Source organism: Microbacterium pratiae (genome assembly GCF_047302165.1).
In the GTDB taxonomy this organism is placed as follows: domain Bacteria; phylum Actinomycetota; class Actinomycetes; order Actinomycetales; family Microbacteriaceae; genus Microbacterium.
This window is the reverse complement of sequence record NZ_CP154843.1, coordinates 1,009,872-1,035,364: the sequence shown is the minus strand read 5'-3', so window position 1 is coordinate 1,035,364 and position 25,493 is coordinate 1,009,872. Positions and strand designations below refer to the sequence as shown.

The 25,493-nt window shown below is 71.7% G+C and carries 25 protein-coding genes; 13 read left to right on the top strand and 12 right to left on the bottom strand.

All coding sequences use genetic code 11. The features are described from left to right. Positions 1 to 30: 30 nt before the first annotated feature. The gene (locus tag AA0Y20_RS04860; RefSeq protein WP_412937789.1) at positions 31 to 840 is read left to right on the top strand and encodes an HAD-IIA family hydrolase; all 810 of its coding nucleotides are present in this window, start codon (positions 31 to 33) and stop codon (positions 838 to 840) included. A gap of 112 nt (positions 841 to 952) precedes the next feature. Further along, positions 953 to 1,138, top strand: coding sequence for a hypothetical protein (locus AA0Y20_RS04855; RefSeq protein WP_412937788.1), 186 nt, complete (start codon positions 953 to 955; stop codon positions 1,136 to 1,138). A gap of 32 nt (positions 1,139 to 1,170) precedes the next feature. Here the strand turns inward: AA0Y20_RS04855 and AA0Y20_RS04850 are convergent, their stop codons facing one another. Beyond that, positions 1,171 to 1,581, bottom strand: coding sequence for a RidA family protein (locus tag AA0Y20_RS04850; RefSeq protein WP_412937787.1), 411 nt, complete (start codon positions 1,579 to 1,581; stop codon positions 1,171 to 1,173). Between the two features lie 76 nt (positions 1,582 to 1,657). Between AA0Y20_RS04850 and AA0Y20_RS04845 the strand changes: the two genes are divergently transcribed. Continuing rightward, entirely contained in the window at positions 1,658 to 2,068 is a 411-nt protein-coding gene (locus AA0Y20_RS04845) for a winged helix-turn-helix transcriptional regulator (RefSeq protein WP_412937786.1), read from the top strand. A gap of 357 nt (positions 2,069 to 2,425) precedes the next feature. Here the strand turns inward: AA0Y20_RS04845 and AA0Y20_RS04840 are convergent, their stop codons facing one another. The 3 genes from AA0Y20_RS04840 to AA0Y20_RS04830 form a co-directional block, all read right to left on the bottom strand. After that, positions 2,426 to 3,517 (bottom strand): alkene reductase, encoded by a 1,092-nt coding sequence (locus AA0Y20_RS04840; protein ID WP_412937785.1) that lies wholly within the window; start codon positions 3,515 to 3,517, stop codon positions 2,426 to 2,428. Between the two features lie 167 nt (positions 3,518 to 3,684). After that, positions 3,685 to 4,263 carry an orotate phosphoribosyltransferase gene (pyrE, locus tag AA0Y20_RS04835; protein WP_412937784.1) on the bottom strand — a complete coding sequence of 193 codons (579 nt, stop codon included), beginning with the start codon at positions 4,261 to 4,263 and terminating at the stop codon, positions 3,685 to 3,687. A gap of 53 nt (positions 4,264 to 4,316) precedes the next feature. Then, positions 4,317 to 4,811, bottom strand: coding sequence for a metallophosphoesterase family protein (locus tag AA0Y20_RS04830; RefSeq protein ID WP_412937783.1), 495 nt, complete (start codon positions 4,809 to 4,811; stop codon positions 4,317 to 4,319). A 213-nt stretch (positions 4,812 to 5,024) separates the two neighbouring features. Between AA0Y20_RS04830 and AA0Y20_RS04825 the strand changes: the two genes are divergently transcribed. The 3 genes from AA0Y20_RS04825 to AA0Y20_RS04815 all read left to right on the top strand — a co-directional run bounded on the left by AA0Y20_RS04825 (position 5,025) and on the right by AA0Y20_RS04815 (position 7,916). Next, entirely contained in the window at positions 5,025 to 5,864 is an 840-nt protein-coding gene (locus AA0Y20_RS04825) for an exodeoxyribonuclease III (protein WP_412937782.1), read from the top strand. A gap of 73 nt (positions 5,865 to 5,937) precedes the next feature. Next, positions 5,938 to 7,224 carry a sensor histidine kinase gene (locus AA0Y20_RS04820; RefSeq protein WP_412937780.1) on the top strand — a complete coding sequence of 429 codons (1,287 nt, stop codon included), beginning with the start codon at positions 5,938 to 5,940 and terminating at the stop codon, positions 7,222 to 7,224. Further along, a complete protein-coding gene (locus AA0Y20_RS04815) occupies positions 7,221 to 7,916 on the top strand; it encodes a response regulator (RefSeq protein WP_412937778.1) in 696 nt (231 codons plus the stop codon). The genes AA0Y20_RS04820 and AA0Y20_RS04815 overlap by 4 nt, the downstream gene beginning before the upstream one ends. A 9-nt stretch (positions 7,917 to 7,925) precedes the next feature. On the opposite strand, the gene AA0Y20_RS04810 is transcribed toward AA0Y20_RS04815, so the two are convergent. Both AA0Y20_RS04810 and AA0Y20_RS04805 read right to left on the bottom strand, forming a co-directional pair. Further along, a complete protein-coding gene (locus tag AA0Y20_RS04810; protein WP_412937776.1) occupies positions 7,926 to 9,257 on the bottom strand; it encodes a glycosyltransferase 87 family protein in 1,332 nt (443 codons plus the stop codon). A gap of 73 nt (positions 9,258 to 9,330) precedes the next feature. Further along, complete coding sequence (locus AA0Y20_RS04805) at positions 9,331 to 11,142, bottom strand: glycoside hydrolase family 15 protein (RefSeq protein ID WP_412937775.1); 1,812 nt, start codon at positions 11,140 to 11,142, stop codon at positions 9,331 to 9,333. Positions 11,143 to 11,335: 193 nt separating this feature from the next. Here AA0Y20_RS04805 and AA0Y20_RS04800 point away from each other — a divergent pair, with 193 nt between their 5' ends. Next, positions 11,336 to 12,232, top strand: a complete 897-nt coding sequence (locus AA0Y20_RS04800) for an ABC transporter ATP-binding protein (protein WP_412937774.1) — start codon at positions 11,336 to 11,338, stop codon at positions 12,230 to 12,232. Continuing rightward, a complete protein-coding gene (locus AA0Y20_RS04795) occupies positions 12,229 to 13,317 on the top strand; it encodes an ABC transporter permease (protein ID WP_412937773.1) in 1,089 nt (362 codons plus the stop codon). Before AA0Y20_RS04800 ends, AA0Y20_RS04795 begins: the two co-directional genes overlap by 4 nt. A gap of 40 nt (positions 13,318 to 13,357) precedes the next feature. Here the strand turns inward: AA0Y20_RS04795 and AA0Y20_RS04790 are convergent, their stop codons facing one another. Next, positions 13,358 to 13,747 carry a VOC family protein gene (locus AA0Y20_RS04790; RefSeq protein WP_412937772.1) on the bottom strand — a complete coding sequence of 130 codons (390 nt, stop codon included), beginning with the start codon at positions 13,745 to 13,747 and terminating at the stop codon, positions 13,358 to 13,360. Positions 13,748 to 13,882: 135 nt separating this feature from the next. Between AA0Y20_RS04790 and AA0Y20_RS04785 the strand changes: the two genes are divergently transcribed. The 4 genes from AA0Y20_RS04785 to AA0Y20_RS04770 all read left to right on the top strand — a co-directional run bounded on the left by AA0Y20_RS04785 (position 13,883) and on the right by AA0Y20_RS04770 (position 17,678). Beyond that, entirely contained in the window at positions 13,883 to 14,464 is a 582-nt protein-coding gene (locus tag AA0Y20_RS04785; protein ID WP_412937771.1) for a nitroreductase family protein, read from the top strand. Positions 14,465 to 14,633: 169 nt separating this feature from the next. Continuing rightward, positions 14,634 to 15,839 (top strand): type III polyketide synthase, encoded by a 1,206-nt coding sequence (locus AA0Y20_RS04780; RefSeq protein WP_412937770.1) that lies wholly within the window; start codon positions 14,634 to 14,636, stop codon positions 15,837 to 15,839. Beyond that, positions 15,830 to 16,528 carry a methyltransferase domain-containing protein gene (locus tag AA0Y20_RS04775; RefSeq protein WP_412937769.1) on the top strand — a complete coding sequence of 233 codons (699 nt, stop codon included), beginning with the start codon at positions 15,830 to 15,832 and terminating at the stop codon, positions 16,526 to 16,528. The genes AA0Y20_RS04780 and AA0Y20_RS04775 overlap by 10 nt, the downstream gene beginning before the upstream one ends. After that, positions 16,521 to 17,678, top strand: a complete 1,158-nt coding sequence (locus tag AA0Y20_RS04770) for an FAD-dependent oxidoreductase (protein ID WP_412937768.1) — start codon at positions 16,521 to 16,523, stop codon at positions 17,676 to 17,678. Before AA0Y20_RS04775 ends, AA0Y20_RS04770 begins: the two co-directional genes overlap by 8 nt. A gap of 4 nt (positions 17,679 to 17,682) precedes the next feature. Here AA0Y20_RS04770 and AA0Y20_RS04765 read toward each other — a convergent pair whose 3' ends face one another. From AA0Y20_RS04765 to AA0Y20_RS04755, 3 genes are all read right to left on the bottom strand, one after another. Next, the gene (locus tag AA0Y20_RS04765; RefSeq protein ID WP_412937767.1) at positions 17,683 to 18,507 is read right to left on the bottom strand and encodes a UbiA family prenyltransferase; all 825 of its coding nucleotides are present in this window, start codon (positions 18,505 to 18,507) and stop codon (positions 17,683 to 17,685) included. A 1,089-nt stretch (positions 18,508 to 19,596) separates the two neighbouring features. Further along, positions 19,597 to 21,828: an ATP-dependent Clp protease ATP-binding subunit gene (locus AA0Y20_RS04760; protein WP_412937766.1), complete on the bottom strand. Its 2,232-nt coding sequence runs from the start codon at positions 21,826 to 21,828 to the stop codon at positions 19,597 to 19,599. Between the two features lie 64 nt (positions 21,829 to 21,892). Further along, positions 21,893 to 22,891, bottom strand: a complete 999-nt coding sequence (locus AA0Y20_RS04755) for a helix-turn-helix domain-containing protein (protein ID WP_412937765.1) — start codon at positions 22,889 to 22,891, stop codon at positions 21,893 to 21,895. A 71-nt stretch (positions 22,892 to 22,962) separates the two neighbouring features. On the opposite strand from AA0Y20_RS04755, the gene AA0Y20_RS04750 reads away from it, so the two are divergent. Further along, entirely contained in the window at positions 22,963 to 23,223 is a 261-nt protein-coding gene (locus AA0Y20_RS04750; RefSeq protein WP_412937764.1) for a hypothetical protein, read from the top strand. On the opposite strand, the gene AA0Y20_RS04745 is transcribed toward AA0Y20_RS04750, so the two are convergent. After that, positions 23,153 to 24,259, bottom strand: a complete 1,107-nt coding sequence (locus AA0Y20_RS04745) for a glycosyltransferase family 4 protein (RefSeq protein ID WP_412939705.1) — start codon at positions 24,257 to 24,259, stop codon at positions 23,153 to 23,155. The genes AA0Y20_RS04750 and AA0Y20_RS04745 overlap by 71 nt on opposite strands. A gap of 2 nt (positions 24,260 to 24,261) precedes the next feature. Then, a complete protein-coding gene (locus AA0Y20_RS04740; protein ID WP_412939704.1) occupies positions 24,262 to 25,410 on the bottom strand; it encodes a glycosyltransferase in 1,149 nt (382 codons plus the stop codon). Positions 25,411 to 25,493 lie beyond the last annotated feature (83 nt).

Here is a 25,493-nt window from a genome sequence, read left to right as displayed (position 1 = left end):
CGGCTGGATCGCCGCAGCTAGGCTGGGACCATGCGGACACGCGCCGATATCGAGTGCTGGCTCACGGACATGGACGGCGTTCTCGTCCACGAGAACCACCCCATCCCGGGTGCGGCGGAACTGCTCGCGCAGTGGCGCGAGACGGGTACGCCGTTCCTCGTGCTGACCAACAACCCCTTCTTCACGCCTCGCGACCTCAGCGCGCGGCTCGCGCGGTCGGGACTCGAGGTGCCGGAGGACCGCATCTGGACGTCGGCGCTCGCGACGGCCGACTTCCTGCGCTCGCAGCATCCGGGCGGCTCGGCGTTCGTCATCGGCGAGGCGGGCCTCACCACCGCGCTCCACGAGGCCGGCTACATCATGACCGAGACCGACCCCGACTACGTCGTCGTGGGCGAGACCCGGAACTACTCGTTCGACGCCATCACGAAGGCGATCCGGTTCATCAACGCCGGCGCGCGGTTCATCATCACGAACCCGGATGCCACGGGCCCGACCCCCGAGGGCGTCGTTCCGGCGACCGGGTCGTTCGCGGCCCTCATCTCGCACGCGACCGGCAAGAGCCCGTACGTCGTCGGCAAGCCGAACCCCATGATGTTCCGTTCGGCGATGAACCGCATCGGGGCCCACTCCGAGAACACCGGGATGATCGGCGACCGTATGGACACCGACGTCGTGGCGGGCATCGAGGCGGGGCTGCACACCGTCCTCGTGCGGACCGGCATCTCGGACGACGCCGAGATCGAGCGCTACCCGTTCCGCCCCGACGAGATCCTCGACTCCGTCGCCGACCTGCTCGAGGCGGAGCCGTACGAGGCCGAGGACCCGGGCATCCTGTGAACGAGTTCGAGCAGAACCTGCTGCTGATCAGCGTCGCGCTCATGCTGACGACGAGCCTCGTCGTCGTCGTCGTGCAGATGGTGCGGCGACGCCGGGGCGGGGACGACGACTGATGTCGATCGTGCTGGCGCTGACGGGGCTCGCGGTGCTGCTGATCGCCCTCGTCATCTTCGTGCGCAACCAGCGGATCGGCGCCGACGGAACCAACCGCGGGTCGACTCGCCGCGGCATCATCCTGCTGATGTTCTTCGGGCTGCTGCTCGGACTCGCCTCTCAGCTGCCCGTCTTCCGCGGCTGACCTCCGGGGCCGAGCCGGGTCGGACGCAGGAGTCAGTCGAGGATCGCGGTCGCCTCGACCTCGACGAGGACGTCGGGCTCGAAGAGGTAGTCGACCCCGATGAGCGATGCCGGCGGCATCGGTGCGGGCAGGCCGATCTCCTCGGCCACCTCCTGGACACCCGCCATGAAGTCGGCGATGCGCTCGGGGGCCCACCCCGTCACGTAGAACGTCAAGCGGACGACGTCGCCGAGCCCCGCGCCCGCGCTGGCCAGCCCGGCATGGGTATTGCGCAGGGCGTGGGCGACCTGACCGGCGAGATCGCCCGGAGCGACGCGCCTGCCGTCGGCGGTGCGGGCGATCTGGCCCGCGACGTGGACGTGGCGGGTCCCCGTGGCGACGGCGACATGGTGGTACGGAACGGGCTGCATCAGCGAGTCGGGGGACGACAGGTGGACGGTCATGTGTGGCTCCTTGCATCGACGCGGGTATCTCATGGATACCTGGTGGCCGGAGGTCACTTCAACGAGACTGGGTAGCGTGACCGATACCGCCCGCGCCGCCCTGGATCGATTCGAGATCACGGCCCCGCATCGCGAGCTGCTCGACCAGGTGCTCGACCGGTGGTCGCTCGCGGTGCTGAACGAGCTGTGCGAGGCGCCCGCCCGGTTCAGCACCCTCAGGCGGGCGATCCCGGCCGTGACGCAGAAGTCGCTCACCGCGACCCTCCGGCGCCTCGAGCGCAACGGGATCGTCGAGCGCGTGGTCCTCAGCACCCGACCTGTCGCCGTGGAGTACCGGATCACGCCGCTCGGCAAGACGCTGCGTCCGCCCGTCGACGTCATCCTCGCCTGGGCGCACGAGCACATGCCCCGCATCGAGGCCGCACGTCGGCGCTTCGACGACGAGATGGACGAAACACCCCGGGCCGAGGCCGGGGCCGAGGCCTAGGCCGAGGCCGGGGCCGGGGCCGGGGCCTAGGCCGGGGACGGGACCCCGGAGCGCGATGGCCGTGCCGCCGACAGGCTCAGCGGCGATAAGCCTGGGCCGGGGCGGGCCTCCCCCGGTTCATCCTGTCGACGGGACGGAGCCGACCGGCGGGCACAGCGTCGGGTCGGACCGCGACGCGACGTCGGCACGGGGCCGAGCCGCCGACTGTTCGTCCCGCGGACAGGCTCGGCGGCACCCGGGACGGCCCCAGCCACGCCGCCTCGCGGGTGAGCCTGCGCACGGGACGGGTCCGGCTCGGGCATCCGGTGCGCCCGCGAACCGGAGAGTCCGGGCAGCCCGCGCCCCGAGGGGGCCGGGTCAGACCACGCCCGCGCGCACCTCGTCCAGGAACGGGTAGTCGATGTATCCCTCGGCGGTCGAACCGTAGAACAGCTCGGGCCGCGCCTCGTTCAGCTCGGCCCGCTGTTCCCACCGCGCCACCAGGTCGGGGTTGGCGATGACGGGGCGGCCGACGGCGACGGCATCCGCCCAGTCCGCCGTGACGAGCGTCTCGGCCTCTTCGCGAGTCGTGGGCGATCCGAAGCCCGAGTTCAGGATGAAAGGCGCCGCGGCCGTGCGACGGATGTGCTGCACGAGATCGCCCGTCGGGTCGGCGCTCAGCACGTCGACGAACGCGAGCCCCAACGGGGCGAGCCCCTCCGCCACCGCCGTGTAGGTGGCACGCGCATCGACGTCGTCGTGTTCGAGCACTCCCTGGATGTTGTGCTGCGGCGACAGCCGGATGCCGGTACGGTCGGCTCCCACGGCAGCGGCAACGGCCCGCGTGACCTCGATCGCGAACCGCGCGCGGTTCTCGGGCGATCCGCCGTACGCGTCCTCGCGCACGTTCGAGACGGGCGAGAGGAACTCGTGCACGAGATATCCGTTCGCGCCGTGCACCTCGACGCCGTCGAGCCCGGCGGCGAGGGCGTTCCGCGCGGCCTGCGCGAACTGCTCGACGACCTCGGGGATCTCGGCCTCGGTGAGGGCGTGCGCGATCGGCATGTCGACCTTGCCGTGGGGAGTGCGGGTCTGCCCGGGTGCGGCCAGGGCGCTCGGTCCGACCACCCGATCGGCGCCGGTGATGTCGGGGTGCGACACGCGCCCGCCGTGCATGAGCTGCATGACGATGGTTCCGCCCGCTTCGTGGACGGCGTCGGCGATGCGCCGCCATCCCGCGATCTGCTCGTCGGTCTGGATGCCGGGCTGCCCGGGGTACGACTTGCCTTCGACAACGGGCCACGTGCCCTCCGTCACGATGAGACCCTGCCCCGCACGCTGGCGGTAGTACTCGACCATGACGTCGGTGGGAACGCCGTCCTCGCCCGCGCGGGTGCGGGTGAGCGGCGCCATGACGACACGGTTCGAGAGGTTCAGGGCACCGAAGACGGCGGGTTCGTACAGGCTCATACCCCAGCGCAACCGCCCCGACCCCGCACGCTATTCCCCCCGGCGTTGTCGACGGCGTTTCTCGAAGGCGGCGGTTCGCTTGGCAGCTCGCGCCCACTCACGTGCGCGGAAGCGGCGGATGCTGCCAACCCGGGCCCGACGACCGGCGCGAAGCGCGCCGGGTACGACTACTGCGGGGCGAGGCCCAGGTCGTCGAGGTCGATCGCGGCGAGCCACTGCAGACCGGCCTCCTCGACGGCCGCCTGCGCACCGGTCTTGCGGTCGACGATGACGGCCACCGCGACGGGCTCGGCGCCCTCGCGCCGCAACGCCTCGACGGCCTTGAGCGCGGACTGCCCGGTGGTCGAGGTGTCCTCGACGACGACGACCCGCTTGCCCGCGACATCCGCGCCCTCGATCTGACGGCCGCGGCCGTGGTCCTTCGGCTCCTTGCGCACGACGAACGCGTCGAGGGGGGTCCCCGTGCGCACCGACTCGTGCATCACGGCGTTCGCGATCGGGTCGGCGCCGAGGGTGAGCCCGCCGACGGCGACGATGCCATTGATGTCGGAGATGAGGTCGAGCATGATGCGGCCGATCGCGGGCGCGGCGCGGTGATCGAGCGTCAGCCGGCGCATGTCGACGTAGTAGGTCGCCTTCTTGCCGCTCGAGAGGGTGAAGTCGCCGTGGAACACCGCCTCGTCCTGGATCAGCCGGATGAGGTCCTGGCGGTCGGCTTCGAGCTCGGGCGTGCCTGCGACGGTCATGCCCCGATTCTACGAGCGCGTCGCCCGCGCCCCGCGCCGCGCATCCCGGTCGTTCACACCACGACGAGCTCGACGTCGCGCAGCTCGCCCGCGTCGACCGTGAGCGTGAGCAGGGTCTTGTGCGGCTGGCGGCGCCGGTCGGTCGGCGAGCCGGGGTTCAGCAGCCGGAGTCCGCGCGGGGTCGTCGTGTCCCAGGGGATGTGGCTGTGACCGAAGACGAGCACGTCGTCGTCGGGGTATGCGGCATCCATCCGTCGCTCGCGTCCCGTGGCGGCGCCGGTCTCGTGCACGACTGCGAACCGCACCCCCTCGATCGTGCGGCGCGCCACCTCGGGCAGCCGGGACCTCAGGTCGGCTCCGTCGTTGTTGCCCCACACGCCCAGCACCTCGCCGTGCCGTTCGAGCTCGTCGAGAACGGATGCCGCGACCCAGTCGCCGGCGTGCACGATGAGATCGGCCGCATCGGCGGCGGCGAGCACGGCCTCCGGCAGCATCCGCGCCCGCCCGGGAACGTGGGTGTCTGCGATGAGCAGCAGTCGCGTGGCCATCCCCCGACGGTATCGCCCTATCCGCCCGGCATCCCGGATGCCGCGGCGGTCGCGGCGGTCGCGGATGCAAGGGATCGTGGGCGACGGGCCGCGGCGCGGGCCGCCTCGCCGGGGTGTCGGACACGATCCCTTGCATCGCGGCACGGGGCCAGGCGCGGGCCCAGGCCCGGACCGGGGCGCGGGGACGTCGGGGGCGCCGAATAGGCTGGGGGCATGCGTCTTGCCACCTGGAACGTCAACTCGGTCCGCGCTCGCGTCGACCGCATCGTGGGCTTCGCTGTGAACGAGGACGTCGACGTCCTGGCGATGCAGGAGATCAAGTGCAAGCCCGAGCAGTTCCCGATGGAGCAGTTCGAGGCCGCCGGCTACCACGTCGAGCTCCACGGCCTGAACCAGTGGAACGGCGTCGCGATCGCCAGCCGCGAGCCGATGACCGACGTCCAGATCGGGTTCCCCGGCATGCCGGGCTTCCTGAAGGGCCACGAGGGCCCCGACGCCCCCCAGGAGGCACGGGCCATCGCCGCGACGGTCGGCGGCGTGCGCGTCTGGAGCCTGTACGTCCCGAACGGCCGGTCGCTCGACGACCCGCACTACGTCTACAAGCTGCACTGGCTGCAAGCGCTCGAACAGTACACGCGCGACACGCTCGCCGCCTCGCCGGGCCTGCCCCTCGCCCTCACGGGTGACTTCAACATCTGCCCCACACCCGAGGATGTCGGCGACCCGACCCTCGTCGAGGGCGTCACGACGCACGTCTCGCCGCCCGAGCGCGCCGCCTTCCAGGCGCTGCTCGACGCCGGGCTGACCGACACGGTCCGACCGCTGGTGCCCACCGGTTTCACCTACTGGGACTACAAGCAGCTCCGGTTCCCCCGCAACGAGGGGCTGCGCATCGACTTCATCCTCGGCTCGCCGGCCTTCGCCGACGCCGTCGCCGGCGCCGCGATCCACCGCGATCAGCGCAAGGGCGAGGCACCGAGCGATCACGTTCCCGTCGTCGTCGACCTCGACCTGGACGGCGACGACGACGACGATCGCCCGATGATCTTCTGACCCTCGCGCCGGCCGTCCGGCTCCCCCGCACGGGGGATGCCGCACCCCCGGCGCGCGCCGTAGCGTGGAGGGCATGTCCGTGGCCTCCCCCGTACCCGACGAGCGTCTCGCCGCGACCCCCGAACAGCTGCGCAACGACGTGTGGCTCGCCGCCGCGCTGCTCGTGAGCGCGATCCTCAGCACCTGGCTCGGCAGCGTCGCCCAGGTCTGGGGCGACGACTCGCCCCACCTCGGCTGGGGCCTGCTGTACTGCGTGGCGCTGACGGTGCCCCTCGCGGTTCGTCGTCGCATCCCGGAGGTCGCGCTGATCGTCGTCGCGATCGTCTACTTCGTCGGCATGTCCGTGCACATCCCCGAGATGTACGTCGGCAGCATCGCCCTCTTCATCGCGATGTACTCGGTCGGCGCATGGGTGGTCGACCGCCGCCGGGCCATGATCGTCCGCGTCGTGGTGATCATCGGCATGTTCATGTGGCTGCTGGCGGCGATGTTCCAGGCGGCGAGCGAGCAGGGGAGCGACAGCGCCGCGGAGTTCTCGCTGTTCTCGCCCGTCGCGGCGATGATGATGCTGCAGTTCCTCTTCAACGTCGTCTTCTTCGCGGGCGCCTTCGCCTTCGGTGAGCGGGCCTACGCCGGCGCGCTCAGCCGTGAGGAGCTCGAACAGCGCACCCGCGAACTCGAGCACGAGCGCGAGATCACCGCTGCCCAGGCGGTCGCGCTCGACCGCGTGCGGATCGCACGCGAGCTGCACGACGTCGTCGCCCACCATGTCTCGGCGATGGGCGTGCAGGCCGGCGCCGCCCGCACGGTGCTCGACCGAGATCCCGACGCGGCGCGACGCGCGCTCACCGTCGTCGAAGAGTCGGCACGGGCGTCGTTGACCGAGCTGCGCCAGCTGCTCGAGACGCTGCGGACACCGGATGCCGCGGCCCCGCACGACTCCACGCTGCGACTGGAAGCGATCGCCGAGCTCGTCCGCTACGCGCAGGAGAACGGGATGCCGACGACCTTCAGCGTCGTGGGTGAGCCGGTCGCGGCATCCGAGGTCGCCCAGGTGAACCTCTACCGCATCGCGCAGGAGGCGCTCACGAACGCTCGCCGCCACGGTGGACCCGATGCCCGTGCCGATGTCCGCCTGCGGTTCGACGGCGACGAGATCGAGCTGGAGGTCGCCAACGACGGTCGCGTGCGGTTCGGGGCGACGCCGGGACTCGGCCTCGTGGGCATGCGTGAGCGAGCGGCGGCATCGGGCGGCTGGCTCGAGGCAGCGCCGCGGCCGCGCGGGGGCTTCCTCGTCCGCGCGCGCGTTCCCGTGGGCTCGCGGACCGCGCAGCCCGCCACCGCGGAGGCTCTCGCATGACCACGGCGTCCTCCCCCACCTCGGTCGTGCTCGTCGACGACCATGCCGTCATGCGTGCGGGTTTCCGCATGATCCTCGAGGCCAGCGGCGACATCGTCGTCGTCGGAGAGGCCGGCGACGGCGCGGAGGCCGTCGACACGGTCGCCCGGCTGCAGCCCGACGTCGTCTTCATGGACGTCCAGATGCCGGTCCTCGACGGCCTGGAGGCGACCCGTCGTATCGTCGCCGACCCCCGGAACTCCAGCGCGGTCGTCGTCGTGACCACCTTCGACCGTGACGACTACCTGTTCCAGGCGCTGCAGGCGGGCGCGAGCGGCTTCCTGCTGAAGAACGCCGGCCCCGAGGAGCTGGCCGCCGCCGTCCGGGTGGCGGCCGCCGGCGACGCCCTCCTCGCCCCGGAGGTGACGCGCCGGGTGATCGAGCGCTTCGCGGTGCGCCCGGACGACGCGGATGCCGCCCCGGCCGAAGCGCCCGCCGCACCGCCGTCCTCTCCCGCTGATCATGGCCTGACGGAGCGCGAGGCCGAGGTGCTCCGCCTGCTGGCGCGGGCGCTCAGCAACGCCGAGATCGCCCGCGAGCTGTTCATCGGCGACGCGACGGTGAAGACGCACGTGTCGAACATCCTCGTCAAGCTGGGCGCGCGCGACCGCGTGGCGGCCGTCGTCCTGGCGCACCGCAACGGGTGGGCCTGACCAGCTGTCTCAGGCCGGGTCGGAGACGGGCGAGAGCGTAGGCCGCGGCACCGGCACCGAGATGTCCCGCGCCGCGCGCGGCACGGCGACACGCCACAGCGCCTGGATGCTCCAGACGAACAGGGCGACGAGCAGCACGTTCCGCGCGAGGAGCAGACTCGCCGCGAACGGATCCGCGTGCACGAGCGGCATGTAAAAGATCGGGAAGACGAGGGTCGTCAGGAAGCTCGTCACCGCCATCCACTTCGCCGGCGTCCGCCACCTGTCGGGGTCGACGAGCAGCCCGACGACGACGATCGGGGCGAGCCACAGCATGTACTGCGGCGAGCCGACCTTGTTGAAGACGATGAGGGCAGCGGTGAGGGCGAAGGCCCCGAGCACCGCGAGGCGCCCCTCCGCGAGCTCGGTGCGCTGCGCGCCGGCGACCCAGGTCATCCGGGCACGCACCAGCAGGAGGGCGATCGCCACGAACGCCGCGATCATGAGCCACCCGACGATCTCGCCGGCGGCCATGGCCCCGTGTCCGATGACCTCGCGCGTCGCGAGCTCGTAGTTCTGCTGGATGCGCGCGCCCGGGATCTCCCAGATCGTCGCCCAGACCCAGGGCGTCGCGACGGGCGCTTCGAGCTGCGGCGCTCGTGTCCCCTGGATCGTCAGGAAGCTGAAGAGGTTCGAGGCACCGCCGGCGAGGACGACGGCGACCATGATGACGACGCTCGCCGCGATGCCGCCCAGGGCGACCCGCCAGCGACGGCGGCTCACCGCGACCACGGCGGCGGCGATCGCGGCGGGCCAGACCTTGATCCAGGTGGCCAGCGCGATGAGCGCTCCGGCGACGACGGGCCGCCGCGAGACCCAGACGAGCCCGGCGATGGCCAGGGGCGCGGCGAAGCCCTCGAGACGCAGCATCGACACGGGGGCGAGGAGGAGGATGCTGAGCAGCCAGTACCACGCCGCCGGATAGGCCGAACGCCGCTGCAGCCGGGCGCCGGCGATCGCGGCGAGCGCGAGCCAGTTGGCCCCCGCGAGCATGAGCAGCCAGACGAGCTGGTACAGGTAGGGCCCGAGCGCGATCGGCGCGACGATCGGCAACAGCGCACCGGCCGGGTACACCCATTCGAAGTCGATGATGGGCCAGGTGCCCTGCACGGCATCCTGCGCCCACTGCCGGTACAGCGGCAGATCGCCCTCCGTGCCGCCGGCGATGATGAGGGGCAGGAGGGCGAGGATGTAGGCCGCATGGAAGGCCACGAATCCGGTGACGAGACCTCGACGGGTCCGGCCGAAGGCCACGATCCGCTGGCGCCGGGTCGGGCGGGGGGATGCCGGAAGAGACGTCACCCGGGCATCATAGGCCCCGCGCATATCTGCGCGATGAACGCCGGGACGGCGCCCCGGGGTGCCGCCGCCCGGGTCAGCGACGGTGCGCTGCGCGCCCGCCGTGGCCGGCCAGCGCGTCGGCCGCCCCGACGAGCGCGAGGTGCGACAGCGCCTGGGGCGTGTTGCCTGCTTGCCGCCCGACGGTGACGTCGTACTCCTCCGACAGCAGCCCGACGTCGTTCGCGAGCCCGCACAGCCGGTCCATGAGGCGCGTGGCGTCGTCGATGCGTCCGGTCGCCGCGTACTGCTCGACGAGCCAGAAGGAGCATGCGAGGAAAGGGTGCTCGGCTCCGGCGATCCCATCGACGCCTGCTTCGGTGCGGTAGCGCATCACCAGGCCGTCGCGCAGCAGCGTGTCCTCGATACGCGCGACGGTCGCGAGCATGCGGGGGTCGTCGGGGGCGCAGAATCCGACGGCGGGGAGCAGCAGCAGCGAGGCGTCGACCTCGGCCGTGCGGAAGTGCTGCGTGAAGTGCCCGCCGGCGGCATCCACTCCCTGTTCGTCGATCTCGGCGTGCACACGGTCGCGCAGGGTACGCCAGACACCGGGGTCGCCGTCGAGTCCGTGCTCCTCGACGGCGCGGACCCCGCGGTCGAGCGCGGCCCAGATCATCGCGCGGGAATGAGTGAACATCTGCGGTTCGCCGCGTATCTCCCAGATGCCGTGATCGGGTCGGTCGAGCCAGGCGACGGCCTGATCGAGCAGCGCCCGCTGCAGTGCCCACGAGAACGCCGTCTCGGTGACGCCGGCCAGACGCGCGGCCTCGAGCGCGACCATCACCTCGCCGATGACGTCGGCCTGATACTGGTCCACCGCACCGTTGCCCACGCGTACCGGTGCGGATCCCGCGTAGCCGGGAAGGCTGTCGAGCTCGCGCTCGGGAAGGTCGCGCTCCCCCGCGATGCCGTACATGATCTGGACGTCGGCGGGGTCACCCGCCACCGCCCGCAGCAGCCAGTCGCGCCACCGTGCCGCGGCGTCGAGGTATCCGTGCGAGATGTACGCCTCGAGGGTGAGGGCGGCGTCGCGCAGCCAGACGTACCGGTAGTCCCAGTTGCGCGAGCCGCCGAAGTCCTCGGGCAGCGAGGTCGTCGCAGCGGCGACGATGCCGCCCGTCTCGGAGTGCGTGAGGGCGCGGAGAACAAGCATGGAGCGCAGCACGCGGTCGCCCCATCGGCCCCCGTCGCGGATGCGCCGCGCCCAGGTCGTCCACCACGTACGGGTGCGCTCGTGGGCGTCGTCGACGTCGAAGGGCTGGGGCACGTCGAGGTACGAGGGCTCCCACCGCAGGACCGAGTCGACGGTCCGCCCCGCCTCGACACGGAACTCGCCCCGGTGCATCGTGTCGTCGGCGACGAGCCGAGGGCCGCGCAGCGTGACGGCGTCCGGCCCGGCGACCGCGAGCAGCACGCCCGTCGGCAGGGCGTCGGAGCTGTTCGCCGCGCCGATCTGCCGCACCCATGGCACGGCCCGCGCGTAGTCGAACCGCAGCCGCACCTCGCTGACGAAGTCGAGCTCGCCGGCGACACCGACGACCCGGCGCACCACCGCCTCGACGCCGTCGAGGACGGGCATGAACTCGTGCACCTCGGCGATGCCGTCGGCGCACTCCCACCGCGTCACGAGCACGAACGTGTCGCCGTCGTAGCGCCGCGTCGCGGTGGCGCGCGGGTCGCGGGGGCGCAGGCTCCAGCATCCGTGCGAATGGTCGCCGAGCAGCGCGCCGAAGATCGAGCCCGAGTCGTAACGAGGAAGGCACAGCCAGTCGAGATCGCCTCCGTCGGAGACGAGGGCGGCGCTGCGGCAGTTGCTGAGAAGGGCGTAGCGCTCGATCGGTGCGGGCATCCTCGCATCATCGCGCCCGAGGGTCCGATCCGCCAACACCACGATCGGCGGATGCCGGTGATGTTCTCGCCCGCGCGGCTCCCCCATGCGGCTCCCCCACGGGGTGGGGCGCATCCCCACACGATCCGCCGTACGGGGGATCCGCCCGGCCCGGCCCGCTCCCTAGCGTGGAGTCATCGGCTAAGGAGGCGGAATGCTCGAACTGAGCGGCATCACCAAGAACTACGGCACGCACCGCGTGCTCGACGACGTGGGGTTCCGGGTGCCCGACGGGCGCCTGACCGGTTTCGTCGGCGGCAACGGGGCCGGCAAGACGACGACGATGCGCATCATGCTCGGCGTGCTGTCACGTGATCGCGGCGCCGTCACGCTGAACGGATCGCCGGTGACCGCAGCCGATCGCCGCCGCTTCGGCTACATGCCCGAGGAGCGCGGGCTGTACCCCAAGATGAAGGTGCTCGAGCAGATCGTCTATCTGGCACGGCTGCACGGCTTCTCCAAAGCGGATGCCGCGTCGCGCGCTCGCGCCCTGCTCGAGGAGCTCGGCCTCGGCGAGCGCCTGAACGACAACATCGAGACCCTGTCGCTCGGCAACCAGCAGCGCGCGCAGATCGCCGCCGCCCTCGTGCACGACCCCGAGGTGTTGATCCTCGACGAGCCGTTCTCGGGCCTCGACCCTCTCGCCGTCGACGTCGTGGCGGGCGTCCTGCAGACGCGGGCAGCCCAGGGCGTCGGCGTGCTGTTCTCGTCGCACCAGCTCGACGTCGTCGAGCGCCTCTGCGACGACCTCGTCATCATCGCGAACGGCACCATCCGCGCCGCCGGCACCCGCGAGGGGCTCCGCCGCGAGCACCAGGGTCACCGCTACGAGCTGGTCTCCACGGGAGACGCCGGCTGGATCCGCACCGAGCCCGGCGTCGAGGTCGTCGAGTTCGACGGCGGCTACGCCCTGTTCGACGTCGACGCCGACGAGACCGCGCAGCGTGTGCTGCGGCGCGCCGTCGAGCACGGCGATGTCGCGAGCTTCACGCCGCGGCATCCCTCCCTCGCCCAGATCTTCACCGAAGTCATCCAGGAGGTCGCTCCGTGAGCACCGCATCCCCCTCGTTCGCCCAGAGCACCTGGCTCGTCGCCGAGCGCGAGATCGGCTCGAAGCTGCGCAGCAAGTCGTTCGTCATCTCGTTCGCCATCCTCTTCCTCGGCGCCCTCGCGCTCGTGATCTGGGGCGGCTTCTCAGCCGGGAACGACAGCGGCTCGCCCGTCGCGGTGACCCCGGACGCGGCGGCGTTCGTGCAGAACGCGCCGGGCCTCGACGTGCAGGACGTCGCCGACCGAGCCGCCGCCGAGACCGCCGTGCGCGACGGCGACGTCGACGCCGCGGTCGTCGCCGACGCATCGGCGCCGAGCGGTTACGTCGTCATCGGCGACACGTCGGTGTCGAACAACATCCTCCTGTCGCTCGCCCAGCTGCCGACGGTCGAGCTGCTCGACCCGTCCGGCGACGCCGGATTCCTCGGCTACATCGTCGCCATCGGGTTCGGCGCAATCTTCTTCATCTCGGCGCAGACCTTCGGTGCGACGATCGCTCAGTCGGTGGTCGAGGAGAAGCAGACGCGCGTCGTCGAGCTGCTGATCTCCGCCGTGCCCGTCCGGGCGCTGCTCGCGGGCAAGGTGATCGGCAACACGGTGCTGGCGATGGGGCAGATCCTCATCCTCGCCGCGGTGGCCGTGATCGGCCTCACGGTCACCGATCAGACCGCGCTGCTCACCGGCATCGGAGCGCCCATTGCCTGGTTCGCGGTGTTCTTCCTGTTCGGCTTCGTGCTGCTCGCCGCGCTCTTCGCCGCCGCCGCCGCGATGGTCTCGCGGCAGGAGGACATCGGCGCGACCACGACGCCGCTCATCCTGCTCGTCATGGCGCCGTACTTCCTCGTGATCTTCGCCTGGAACAACCCGCTGATCCTCGGGATCATGTCGTACGTGCCGTTCTCGGCGCCCGTCGGCATGCCGATGCGGCTGTTCCTCGGCGACGCGCTGTGGTGGGAGCCCCTGCTGTCGCTGGCGATCCTGCTCGTGACCTGCGTCGGCGCCATCCTCGTCGGAGCGAAGATCTACGAGAACTCGCTCCTGCGCATGGGAGCCCGCGTCAAGCTCGGCGAGGCCCTGCGCCGCTGACCCGCCGCCGCCGCGCCCACCGCATCGCCGTCCTCCCGGTTCACGCCTGGAGGACGGCGATGACGTTTCCGGCAGGGTCTCGGAACCAGGCGATGTCGGGCCCGCCGCCACCGCCGCGCACGATGCCCCGTTCATCCGAGGGGAATGTCTCGTCGGGGTAGATCTTCGTGTCGACGCCGCGCCCGCGCAGCTCGTCGACGGCGGCGTCGATGTCGGCGACGGGGAAGTTCAGGATCGTGAAGCTCGCCGGCGTGTGGTCGGGTTTGCCGTAGACCAGGATGCCGCCGCCCGACGTCAGTCGGATCTCGAGGAACCCCATGGCGTTGGTCTCGACGTCGAGACCGAGGGTGTCGGCGTAGAACGATCGGGCCGCGTCGATGTCGTCGACGCTGAACCCGCTGAAGGCCCCGTCGGGGGTGAATGCGCTCATGCCGACAGGTTCACCCCGACCGGATGCCGGCGCAAGAGGTTTCTCGTGACGGGGAATGTCGGCGGGCGCGCCGTGGTTCGCACGTGGCGGGACGATGGAGTCCGACGCTGTCCGAACGAACCCCGGGAGAATCCCATGTCCCTCATCGAAGAGCGCGTCGCCGAGACCGACGCCCCCGTCCTCGACATCCTCGCCGCCCGCTGGAGCACGCGCCTGTACGACGAGGTCTCCCCCGTCGACGAGGACGCCCTCGCCAGCGCCCTCGAAGCGGCACGCTGGGCCCCGTCGGCCTTCAACGCGCAGCCCTGGCGTTTCGTCGTCGCCCGACGCGGCACCGAGACCCACGAGAAGGTCGTCTCGACGCTCGTCGAGTTCAACCAGGCGTGGGCCGGCCCCGCGGGCGCTCTCGTCGTCTTCATCGCCCAGACCGAGAACGACGGCAAGCCCGTGCCGACCGCCCTCTACGACCTCGGCCAGGCGGCCGCGCACTTCACCGTCCAGGCGCACGCCGACGGCCTCTACACCCACCAGATGACCGGGTTCGACGCCGCCGCCCTCGCCGCGGAGCTCGGCATCGAGGCCCCGTTCGTCCCCGTCACCGTCATGGCCGTCGGCGACCTCGGCGACGTCGACGCCGCCCCCGCCGCCGTCCGGGAGCGCGAGCTCTCGCCCCGCACCCGCCGGCCCGTGGCCGATTCGGTCGTCATCGACGACTGAGTCCCCGCACACCTGAGCGCCCCGCCGTGCCCCGCGCCGGCGGGGCGCCGCCGTACCCCGCGCCGGCGGGGCGCCGCCGTACCCGCCGGCGGGGCACCGCACCATAGACGAGCCCTGTGAGGTGCGACACCCCCGCGCCTCGCGAGGCATCCGCCGGTTATCGTCAAGCATGACCGCCCGCATCCTGTCGATCGGCACCGCCGTGCCGCCGGCCGTGCTCCATCAGAACTCCGTGCGCGACCTCTTCGCCGCGCAGCCCGGCATCGGACGCCTGTCGCAGCGACTGGTCCGCGCGGCGTTCGACGCGTCGGCGATCGAGACCCGGCACACGGTGCTGACCGAGCTCGCCGATGCGCTCTCACCCGAGCGCGAGCCTGAGCGCGAGGATGCCGCGACGTCGGCGCCGGCCGAGCCGGCATCCCTCCCCGTCATCTCCGCCGACCGGGCCCTGCTCTCCCCCTCGACGGGCACGCGCAACGACGCCTACATCGCGCTCGCGCCCGAGCTGTCGGCGCGCGCGGCTCGCGACGCTCTCTCCGCCGCATCGGTCGACCCGGCGGAGGTCACGCACGTCGTGACCGTCTCGTGCACCGGGATGTACGCCCCCGGTCCCGACTACCGACTCGTCCGAGACCTCGGACTGCCGACATCCGTCGAGCGCTACCACCTCGGATTCATCGGGTGCGCGGCCGCCGTTCCGGGGCTGCGGGCGGCGGCGCGCATCTGCGCCGCCCAGCCCGACGCCGTCGTGCTCGTGGTCTGCGCCGAGCTCTGCACCCTGCACTTCCGCGTCGCCGACGACCCGGATCAGATCCTCGCAGCATCGCTCTTCGCCGACGGCGCGGCCGCCGCAGTCGTGAGCGCCGATCCCGATCGCCGCGGCGACCGGTGGCTCGATCTCGACCGTTTCGCGACGGCGGTGACCGACGACGGCGAGCGCGACATGACCTGGACGATCGGGGATGCCGGCTTCGAGATGGTGCTCACGGCCGAGGTGCCGCGCATCATCGGCCGTGAGATCCGAGCCGCAGTGGCCGACGTCGTCGGCGACACCCGCGTCGACACGTGGGCCGTGCACCCGGGAGGCCGCGCCGTCCTCGACCGGGTCGAGTCGGGCCTCGATCTGCCGCCCGACGCCCTCGAGGCGTCGCGGGCCGTGCTGCGGGACTACGGCAACATGTCGAGCGCGACGATCCTCTTCATCCTCCGTTCGCTTCTCGATGGCGATGCGCTGCGCGACGGTCAGACGATCGCGACACTCGCGTTCGGACCGGGTCTCACGATGGAGGCCGCGCTCCTCACCGCCGGCACGGCTGCCGGTCAGCGGGCGGCACGAGACGCCGACCGAGCGGAACCCGTCGCATCGTGGACCTGAGCCGACGCGACGTCGGGCTGCGCGAGCTGATGGACGATCCCGACTGCGATCCGGTCGCCCTCGCGCAGACGCTCCGGCGGTTCGACGTCGTCAATCGCGCCGTGAGCGGGTGGGGCACGGTGTGGCGGCGCCATTTGCGGCCCGCCCTCGCGCGCCTGGACCGCCCGGCGCGCGTGCTCGACATCGGGTCGGGCGGCGGCGATGTCACCGCCCGGCTGGCACGGCTCGCCGAACGCGACGGCCTCGACGTCAGCTGGGTCGGCATCGACCCCGACCCACGCGCTCTCGCCGTCGCCCGCGAGCGCGGCCGACCCGACCTCGAGTTCCGCAGCACCGATTCGACCGCGCTGCGCGCGAGCGGCGAACGCTTCGACGCCGTCATCTCGAACCACGTGCTGCATCACCTCGGCGAGCCCGAGCTCGAAGCCTTCGTCGACGAATCGCTCGCGCTGTCTCGGGGCATCGTCCTGCACGCCGACATCGAACGCGGACGCGCGGCCTACGCGCTCTACGCCGCGGGGATCGTGCCGCTGCAGCACGGGACGTTCCTGCGAACCGACGGGCTGCGCTCGATCCGACGCAGCTACCGTGCCGCCGAGCTGCGGACGACGCTCGCCGATCGAGGCGAATGGCACGTCATCCGGCCGGCGCCGTTCCGCGTGCTCGCCGTGGGAGCAGGGCGTGCCTGACGTCATCGTCGTCGGTGCCGGACCGGTCGGGATGCTGCTGGCCGCCGAGCTCACACGACGTGGCGTCGACGTCACCGTGCTCGAACGACGAGAGCGCAGCGGCGACGGATCACGGGCGATCGGACTGCACGCTCCGGTCCTCGCGGCGCTCGAGGACGGCGGCGCGACCGACCGCATCCTCGCGGACGCCGTCCGCGTCTCACGGGGCGAAGCGCGCAGTGACGGGAAGCTGCTGGGCGTCGTCCGCTTCGACCGCCTGTCGGTGCGGCATCCGTATGTCGCGACGCTTCCGCAGGCAGCCACCGAGCGCGCCCTCGCCTTCGGTGCGCCGTCCCCGCTGCGCGGAATCGCGGTCACCGGCGTGCACCCCGGCACCGCCGACGTGCGGCTCGAGACGTCCGGGACACGCCGCGACGGCGAGATCTCGGCGCCGCTCGTCGTGATCGCGGGAGGCGTCGGCGCGCGCGAGCTCGTGTTCCGGCCCGGCGCCGTGCGGCGGACGAGCTATCCCGACCGCTACCTCATGAGCGACGCCGACGTGCCGGGGAGGCCCGACTCCGACGTCGCGGTCGTGCACCTCGCGGCATCCGGCGTGCTCGAGTCCTTCCCGCTGCCGGGCGCCCGCCGTCGCTTCGTCGCCTGGGATGCCCCGCCCGCAGGCGAAGACGGCGGATTCGACGAACCGGAGGCGCGACTGCACCGGCTGCGCGCGGCGATGCGCGACCGCGGCGAGACGGATGCCGCGGACGCGGTCACCGGCGCGACGGGCTTCCGCGTACGGCGGGTGCTGGCCCCGGCCCTGCGGCGCGGCCGGGTCATCGCCATCGGCGACAGCGCACACGAGATCAGCCCGATCGGCGGGCAGGGCATGAACCTCGGTCTCCTCGACGCCGCGACCCTCGCTCCCCTGCTCGCGCACTGGATCCGCAGCGGGACCGAGCCCGACGCCGCCCTCGCTGCATGGGAGGGCGACCGCCTCCGCTCAGCCCGCACCGCGGGCCGACTCGCCGCGATCAACATGCGGCTCGGGCGCCCGGTGAGCGCCGTGACGCACGCCGTTCGCACCCGGATGCTCGGGCGCGCGCTGACCGCGACCGGCTCGATCGTCCCGAACGCCTACGCGATGGGCCTCGACGCCGCCGCCCGGTGACGGCTCAGCGCAGCGAGCCCGCCGCCACCACCAGCTGAGCCGCGAGCACGAGGGCTGCGGCCATGACGAGGCGGAACCCGGTGCGATCGGGTCCGCGCAGCCGCATCCGCACCACGACGGCGACAGCCAGCGCGAGCACCGCGATGAAGAACAACCATGCGAGGACGCCGTGGCTCCCCGCGCCCGCGAGCACGGCGATGGCCGCGACGACGATCCCGGCGACCGCGACGATGACCGAGACGGGCGCCCCGAGCCGATGCGGCAGACCCCGGACGCCCGTGTCACGGTCGTCATCGAGGTCGGGCAGGACGTTGGTCAGGTGCACCGCGGCCCCGAGAGCCGCACCCGCCACGGCGGCGAAGGGCGCCGCGAAGGCGGGGTCGGGAGCCGAGAGCGTCGCCAGCGACGGGAAGAGCCCGAAGCTCACGAGGAACGGCACGACCGACACCGGCGTCGACTTCAGCCCCAGGTTGTACGACCAGGCCGACACGATCGTCACGGCGTGGACGAGCAGCATCCCCCATCCGAGCACCGCCGAGAGGCCGAGCGCCACGACGACCGAGCCCGCTGCCGCGATCCACGCCGCGCGCTCCGAGACCTCACCTCGGACGAGCGGCTTGTCGGTGCGGCCGACCGCACGGTCGCGCTCGCGGTCGATCGCGTCGTTGGAGATGCCGATCGAGAGCTGGCCGAACAGCACGGAGACCACGAGGAAGGCCAGCCGCCACGCCTCCAGCCCCGTCGCGAGGCCGAGCGCCAGGGCGAGGGCCGTGACCACGACGGAAGGCCCGGGGTGTGAAGCGCCCCACAGGGCCCGGACCGCGCGCATGCCCCCCACACTCTCACGCCGGCGCCCCCTGCCCCGCGGGGCTTGCGCTCCGCGGCCCGCCCGGTCGCCACCCGCCGCGCCGCGCCGCGCCGTGCCGTGCCGTGCCGTTCCGGGCCGCACCGTGCCGTGCCGTGCCGCACCGTGCCGCGCCGCGAACAGGCTGAACAGTGCCACCAGGCCATCCGAACCCAACCGAGGGCCGCTCAGCCTGTCGACGGCACAGCAACCGCCCCGGCCTATGCCCAGGCTCACCGCACGGCTCACACCCGCCGCACCGGCCCGCACCCCCGCCACGCGCTGCGCCGCGCCGTGCCGCGCCGTGCCGCGGACAGGCTGAACAGTGCCACCTGGAGGGCCGAACCCACGGGAGGGCCGCTCAGCCTGTCGACGGCACAGCAACCACCGCGGCCTGTGGCCCGGCTCACACCCGCCGCGCCGGCCCGTACCCCTGCCACGCGCCGCACCGCGCCGTGCCGCGAACAGGCTGAACCGTGACACCAGGCCCCCGAACCCACGGGAGGGCCGCTCAGCCTGTCGACGGCACAGCAATCGCCCCGGCCTGTGCCCGGCTCACCGTACGGCTCACACCCGCCGCGCCGGCCCGCACCCCTGCCACGCGCCGCGCCGCGCCGCGCCGTGCCGTGCCGCGAACAGGCTGAACCGTGCCACCCCGAGGGCCGAACCCACGGGGGGCCGCTCAGCCTGTCGACGGCACAGCAATCGCCCCGGCCTATGCCCAGGCTCACCGCACGGCTCACACCCGCCGCGCCGGCCCGCACCCCCGCCACGCGCCGCGCCGCGCTGCGCCGCACCGTGCCGTGCCGTGCCGTGCGGGGCCGCGAACAGGCTGAACAGTGCCATCAGGCCACCCGAACCCAACCGACGGCCGCTCAGCCTGTCGACGGCACAGCACCCACCGCGGCCTGTGGCCCGGCTCACCGCGCGGACGCCGCCCGGATCTGCCGTGCCGCCAACAGGTTTCGGCGGGTTGGACCACTCGGGCAGGCCTTGAGCGCGAGACTCAGCCTGTCGACGGCACGCACGGACGGCACGCACCGACGGCGCCCCAGGGCGAAAATACCGACCCGGTCAGTCGTCGAGCAGCTCTGCCTCGATCACGTCGTCATCACCAGCGGCCCCGGCCCCGGCCCCGGCAGGCTCCGCCGCGGGACCGGCGCTCGTGAGCACGAGCGCAGAACCGTCGGCGGCGACGTCGACCCGCACGATGTCGCCGTCGCGCACCCCGCCCGAGAGGATGGCCATCGCGAGACGGTCCTGGATCTCGGACTGGATGAGGCGGCGCAGCGGCCGGGCACCGAACACCGGGTCGTAGCCGCGCTCGGCGAGCCAGGCGCGCGCGTCGGGCGTGACGGCGAGCGAGAGGCGCCGGTCCTTGAGGCGCCGCTGCAGCGCATCGACGGAGAGCTCCACGATCTGCGCGAGGTCGTCCTGGCTGAGCGCCTCGAACATGACGGTGTCGTCGAGGCGGTTGAGGAACTCGGGGCGAAATGCCTGCCGCAACAGGATCTGCACCTGCTCGCGCTTCTGCTCGAGGCTCAGCGTCGGGTCGATGAGGATCGGCGATCCGAGGTTGGACGTGAGGATCAGGATGACGTTGCGGAAGTCGACCGTCCGGCCCTGGCCGTCGGTGAGGCGGCCGTCGTCCATGACCTGGAGCAGCACGTCGAACACCTCGGGGTGCGCCTTCTCGACCTCGTCGAGCAGCACGACCGAGTACGGGCGCCGCCGCACGGCCTCGGTGAGCTGGCCGCCCTGCTCGTATCCGATGTATCCCGGAGGGGCTCCGACCAGCCGCGAGACGGAGTGCTTCTCGCCGTACTCCGACATGTCGATGCGCACCATGGCGTGCTCGTCGTCGAACAGGAACTCGGCGAGCGCCTTGGCGAGCTCGGTCTTGCCGACGCCGGTCGGGCCGAGGAAGAGGAACGAGCCCGTCGGGCGGTTGGGGTCGCTGATGCCCGCGCGCGAGCGGCGCACCGCGTCGGCCACGGCCTTGACGGCAGTCTTCTGCCCGATGATGCGCTTGCCGAGCTCGGACTCCAGCCGCACGAGCTTCTCGGTCTCGCCTTGCAGCAGACGTCCGACGGGGATGCCGGTCCACGCGGCGATCACGGCGGCGATGTCTTCGTCGGTGACCTGCTCGTTGACCATCCGCTCGGGACCGTCGACGGCGGTCTCGGCGCGCTCCGCCTCGATGACCTCACGTTCGAGCGCAGGGATCTCGGCATAGAGCAGGCGCGACGCCTTCTCGAGGTTGCCCTCGCGCTGCGCACGCTCGGCTTCGACACGAGCCGCATCGAGACGCGTCTTGAGGTCGCCGACACGGTTCAGGGATGCCCGTTCCCGCTCCCACCGCGCCTGCAGCTCGTCGAGCTTCTGCTGCTCGTCCTTCAGGGTCGCGCGAAGGGCATCGAGACGCTCGCGCGACGCGGCATCCTTCTCCTTTTTCAGCGCGAGCTCCTCGAGCTTGAGCCGGTCGACGTGGCGGCGTAGCTCGTCGATCTCGAGCGGCGCCGAGTCGATCTCCATGCGCAGGCGCGAGGCGGCCTCGTCGATCAGGTCGATCGCCTTGTCGGGCAGCTGGCGTGCCGGGATGTAGCGGTTCGAGAGGGATGCCGCGGCGACGAGTGCGCCGTCGGCGATGGCCACCTTGTGGTGCGCCTCGTAGCGCTCCTTGAGCCCGCGGAGGATCGCGATCGTGTCCTCGACGCTCGGCTCGCCGACGTACACCTGCTGGAAGCGGCGTTCGAGGGCGGCATCCTTCTCGATGAACTCGCGGTACTCGTCGAGGGTGGTCGCGCCGATGAGTCGGAGCTCACCGCGGGCGAGCATGGGCTTGAGCATGTTGGATGCCGCGACCGATCCTTCGCCGCCGCCCGCGCCCATGAGCACGTGCAGCTCGTCGATGAAGGTGATGATCCGGCCGTCGGACTCGGTGATCTCCTTGAGCACGCTCTTCAGCCGCTCCTCGAACTGGCCGCGGTACATCGCGCCGGCGACGAGCGCGGAGATGTCGAGCGAGACGAGCTCCTTGTTCTTGAGGCTCTCGGCGACGTCTCCCGCGACGATGCGCTGCGCGAGGCCCTCGACGACGGCGGTCTTGCCGACGCCGGGCTCGCCGATGAGGACGGGGTTGTTCTTCGTGCGCCGCGTGAGCACCTGGCTGACGCGGCGGATCTCGCTGTCGCGCCCGATGACGGGGTCGAGCTTTCCCTGACGGGCACGGTCGGTGAGGTTGATGCCGAACTGTTCGAGGGCGCTCTGCGCCTCCTCCTGTCCGGGCTGTTGTGTGGCGTTCATGTCTCTCCTGAAATCTCTCGGCTCAAACTTGAGCCTGTGTGACTCAAGTTTATCACCGTGTCGCTCAGGACGCTACGACCTCCGGCGCGACGCCGGACACCGACGCGGCCTCGGGAGTGCAGGCGAAGCGAGCGCGGTACGCCGACGGGCTGAGCCCCAACGCACGGGCGAAGTTCTGCCGCAGGACGGACGCCGACCCGAACCCGCTGTCGGCCGCGATCTGGTCGAGCCCGAGATCGGTCCGTTCGAGCAGCCGCTGCGCACGCAGGATCCGCTGACGCCCGAGCCACGCCGCCGGCGTCGTGCCGTAGTCGGCCTTGAACCGCCGGGCGAACGTCCGCGGCGACATGTGCGCGCGCGACGCGAGCAGATCGACGGAGAGGTCGAGGTCGAGGTTCGCGATCATCCAGTCGGTGATGGGCGCGAGCGACAGTGACGCCGCCTCGGGCAGCGGACGAGCGATGAACTGAGCCTGTCCGCCGTCGCGGAGGGGCGGGACGACCATCCGCCGCGCGATCGTGTTCGCCGCCTCGGCGCCGAGCTCGATCCGCAGCAGATGCAGGCAGGCGTCGAGCCCGGCCGCGGTTCCCGCCGAGGTGATGATCCGGTCCGACTGCACGTACAGCACGTCGGGGTCGACCTCGATGCGCGGGTACATGCGGGCCATGGTGTCGGCGTAACGCCAGTGGGTCGTGGCGCGCTTGCCGTCGAGCACACCGGATGCCGCGACCACGAACGCTCCGCTGCAGACGGTGAGCACCCACGCGCCACGCTCGACCGCACGTCGGACGACTCCCGCGACGCGCTCGTCGACCGCGTCCCAGGTCTCGCGCGGGATGGGCGTGATGACGACCAGATCGGCCTCGTCGGCGAACTCGAGCCCCGCGTCGACGTTCAGCGAGAACGCGAGGTTGGCGGGAACGACACCGGGATCGGGCGCCACGACCCGGAAGTCGAAGTTCGGGATGCCCTCATCGCTGCGGTCGAGGCCGAACGCCTCGCAGGCGAGACCGAACTCGAATGGCGCGAACCCGGGCTGGACGACGCAGGCGACCGTGTGCATGGCAGGATTCCTCCGATGACCGTCTTATCCGCCAGTGTCGGCAGGATGACGACCATCGTAGCGTTTCTGCCATGAGTTCCGACCTGCTTCTTCTCACCCTCGTCGTCGTCGTGATCGCGGCGGTCACGGGCACGCTGGCCGTCGTCGCACGCGACGGCTATCGCCGGGTGCCGACCGACGCGACGCGCGTGCCGTCGCGGGAAGCCGCGAGCCCGTCGCAGCGTCCCGGAAAGCGCCGCCTGAGCGCGAGCGCGACGGACCTCAGCGAACGCGAACCGCGACGGCGCGACGGGATGCCGCAAGCAGTCGCGACGCCGACTCTGCCCAGGTGAACCGCGCGATGTGCGCGCGGCCCGCCGCGACCAGATCCGCACGAGCGGCATCGTCGTCGAGCGACACGACGGCTTGCGCGAAGGCCCGGGGATCGCGCGGCGGCACGTAGAGCGCGCCGGTTCCGCCGACCTCGTGGAAGATCTCCATGTCGCTGACCACCGCGGGCACCCCGAGCGCGAGCGCCTCGGCGATCGGCAGCCCGTATCCCTCGTCGAGGCTCAGCGTCGCGAGCATTCCGGCGTCGGCGAGGAGCGCCGCGTACTCGGCATCCGTCACCCCGCCGTGGAAGACGATGCGGGCACCGGCGGGCGCGAGCCTCTCGAGCTCGGCGCGCCGGGTGTCGGAGATCCGGCTGAGCAGGTGCAGCGTGCGACCCGGCAGCCACTGCATCGCGCGCACGAGCGTCTCGACGTTCTTGTAGGGCATGAACGAGCCCATGTAGACGATGTTCCGCGGCTTCGCGGCTCCCGGCATCGCCGTCGCCGGTGCGAGATCGGCCAGACGCTGCGGAGCGTTGGGGAGCACGACCACCTCGCGCTTCGTCAGCTTCACGTCGGCGAACTGCCGCTTGCTCGTCTCGCTCACCGTCGCGACGAGATCGGCGGCGTTGAGCGTCGCCCGCTGCGGCGCGTACGAGAGGTGGAAGAGACGCCACCCCAGGCGCACGAACCACGGGAGGTCGCGCGGCGGCGTGCGGTGCCGGTAGTAGATGGTGTCGTGGAGGGTCAGGATGAGCGCGAACCGCCGACCGAGCGCGCCGATGGTCTGCATCGGCGAATAGACCACGTCGGGGCGGTGCCGGTTCAGCGCGAGCGCGGCGAACGGCTCGAGCACCGAGGTCGGCGCGTGCAGCATGACGTGCGGGGCGCCGTCGGGCAGGAACGCGACCTGCGCGGGGTCGTGCACGATGAAGGTGACCTCGACGTCCTCGGCGGGAGCCGCCGCGAAGAGGGCATGCGCGAGCTCGTGCGAGAAGCGGCTGATGCCGTCGTGGAAGTCGGTGCGGATGTAACGCGCGTCGAAGAAGAGCCGCATCGTCACGCGTCGAGCGGCTCGCCGCGGTAGAGCTTCTCGAAGGTGTCGAGGGTGCGCTCGATGTCGTGGATCTCGACGCCGTCGAGCGAGGCCTGCTGCATCCGCAGGTACTCCTCGGGCGAGGCGGTGAGCACCCGGCGCAGCTTGTCAGCGAGATCGTCGACGTTGCCGGGCTCGAAGAGGTATCCGTTGACACCCGACTGCACGAGGTGCGGCAGGGCGACGGCATCCGCTGCCACGACCGGCAGCCCCGAGGCCATGGCCTCCATCGTCGCGATCGACTGCAGCTCGGCGATCGACGCGATCGCGAACACATCGGCCCGCGTGTAGGCGGCGCGAAGATCGGCCTCGTCGGTGCGCCCGAAGAACGTGACCCGGTCGGTGATGCCGAGCTGCTGCGCGGTCTGCTCGAGGTTCCGGCGCTGGTCTCCGCCGCCGACGATGTCGAAGTGGACATCGAGCTCGGGGGCGAGCTTGGCGACGGCCTTGAGGGTCACCTCGACATGCTTCTCGGTCGTGAGGCGGCCGACGAACAGGATGCGGCGATGCTCGCGCGGTGTGAGATCGGGGGTGTAGTTGCGCTTGTCGATGCCGCAGCTGATGGGGATGACGCCCGAGATGTCGATCGTGTCCTCGAGGAACTCGGCCGCCTTGCGCGTCGGCGTCGTCACGGCGCGCGACATGTCGAAGGTGCGCTTGGCGTCGTCCCAGCAGAGCTTGATGATGATCTTGTCGAGGAAGGGCGGGAGCGTCGTGAAGTCGATGACGTTCTCGGCCATGACGTGGTTGGTCGCGACGACCGGGATGCCGCGCTTCCTCGCCTCGCGGGTGAGCCCGCGACCGATGACGATGTGCGACTGGCTGTGGACGACGTCGGGCTTGACCGAGTCGAGGATGCCCCGTGCGTAGTGCTTAGCGCGCCACGGCAGCACGAAGCGCAGCCAATCGTGGGGGTACCAGCGCCACCCGGGAAGGCGGTGGACGGTGAGATCGGCGCCCTCGATGGTCTCGGTGAAGACGCCCGACTGCGAGTGCTTCACGCTCGGCGTCACGACGTGCACGTCGTGTCCGCGGGCGGCGAGGCCGGCGGAGAGCCGCTCGGCGAAACGGGCGGCTCCGTTGACGTCGGGCGCGAAGGTGTCGGCGCCCATCACGATGGTCAGAGGCGCGCGCGAGCTGTCGGCGGGAACACCCTCGTTCGTCGTGGATTCGGTCACGGGTCAGGCCCAATCTG

What these genes read in the sequence shown, in the direction of transcription:
- AA0Y20_RS04860 (WP_412937789.1), top strand. Translation starts at nt 31, where the DNA reads ATGCGGACACGCGCCGATATCGAGTGCTGGCTCACGGACATGGACGGC.
- AA0Y20_RS04855 (WP_412937788.1), top strand. Translation starts at nt 953, where the DNA reads ATGTCGATCGTGCTGGCGCTGACGGGGCTCGCGGTGCTGCTGATCGCC.
- AA0Y20_RS04850 (WP_412937787.1), bottom strand. Translation starts at nt 1,581, where the DNA reads ATGACCGTCCACCTGTCGTCCCCCGACTCGCTGATGCAGCCCGTTCCG.
- AA0Y20_RS04840 (WP_412937785.1), bottom strand. Translation starts at nt 3,517, where the DNA reads ATGAGCCTGTACGAACCCGCCGTCTTCGGTGCCCTGAACCTCTCGAAC.
- pyrE (WP_412937784.1), bottom strand. Translation starts at nt 4,263, where the DNA reads ATGACCGTCGCAGGCACGCCCGAGCTCGAAGCCGACCGCCAGGACCTC.
- AA0Y20_RS04830 (WP_412937783.1), bottom strand. Translation starts at nt 4,811, where the DNA reads ATGGCCACGCGACTGCTGCTCATCGCAGACACCCACGTTCCCGGGCGG.
- AA0Y20_RS04825 (WP_412937782.1), top strand. Translation starts at nt 5,025, where the DNA reads ATGCGTCTTGCCACCTGGAACGTCAACTCGGTCCGCGCTCGCGTCGAC.
- AA0Y20_RS04820 (WP_412937780.1), top strand. Translation starts at nt 5,938, where the DNA reads ATGTCCGTGGCCTCCCCCGTACCCGACGAGCGTCTCGCCGCGACCCCC.
- AA0Y20_RS04815 (WP_412937778.1), top strand. Translation starts at nt 7,221, where the DNA reads ATGACCACGGCGTCCTCCCCCACCTCGGTCGTGCTCGTCGACGACCAT.
- AA0Y20_RS04805 (WP_412937775.1), bottom strand. Translation starts at nt 11,142, where the DNA reads ATGCCCGCACCGATCGAGCGCTACGCCCTTCTCAGCAACTGCCGCAGC.
- AA0Y20_RS04800 (WP_412937774.1), top strand. Translation starts at nt 11,336, where the DNA reads ATGCTCGAACTGAGCGGCATCACCAAGAACTACGGCACGCACCGCGTG.
- AA0Y20_RS04790 (WP_412937772.1), bottom strand. Translation starts at nt 13,747, where the DNA reads ATGAGCGCATTCACCCCCGACGGGGCCTTCAGCGGGTTCAGCGTCGAC.
- AA0Y20_RS04785 (WP_412937771.1), top strand. Translation starts at nt 13,883, where the DNA reads ATGTCCCTCATCGAAGAGCGCGTCGCCGAGACCGACGCCCCCGTCCTC.
- AA0Y20_RS04780 (WP_412937770.1), top strand. Translation starts at nt 14,634, where the DNA reads ATGACCGCCCGCATCCTGTCGATCGGCACCGCCGTGCCGCCGGCCGTG.
- AA0Y20_RS04765 (WP_412937767.1), bottom strand. Translation starts at nt 18,507, where the DNA reads ATGCGCGCGGTCCGGGCCCTGTGGGGCGCTTCACACCCCGGGCCTTCC.
- AA0Y20_RS04760 (WP_412937766.1), bottom strand. Translation starts at nt 21,828, where the DNA reads ATGAACGCCACACAACAGCCCGGACAGGAGGAGGCGCAGAGCGCCCTC.
- AA0Y20_RS04755 (WP_412937765.1), bottom strand. Translation starts at nt 22,891, where the DNA reads ATGCACACGGTCGCCTGCGTCGTCCAGCCCGGGTTCGCGCCATTCGAG.
- AA0Y20_RS04750 (WP_412937764.1), top strand. Translation starts at nt 22,963, where the DNA reads ATGAGTTCCGACCTGCTTCTTCTCACCCTCGTCGTCGTCGTGATCGCG.
- AA0Y20_RS04745 (WP_412939705.1), bottom strand. Translation starts at nt 24,259, where the DNA reads ATGCGGCTCTTCTTCGACGCGCGTTACATCCGCACCGACTTCCACGAC.
- AA0Y20_RS04740 (WP_412939704.1), bottom strand. Translation starts at nt 25,410, where the DNA reads ATGGGCGCCGACACCTTCGCGCCCGACGTCAACGGAGCCGCCCGTTTC.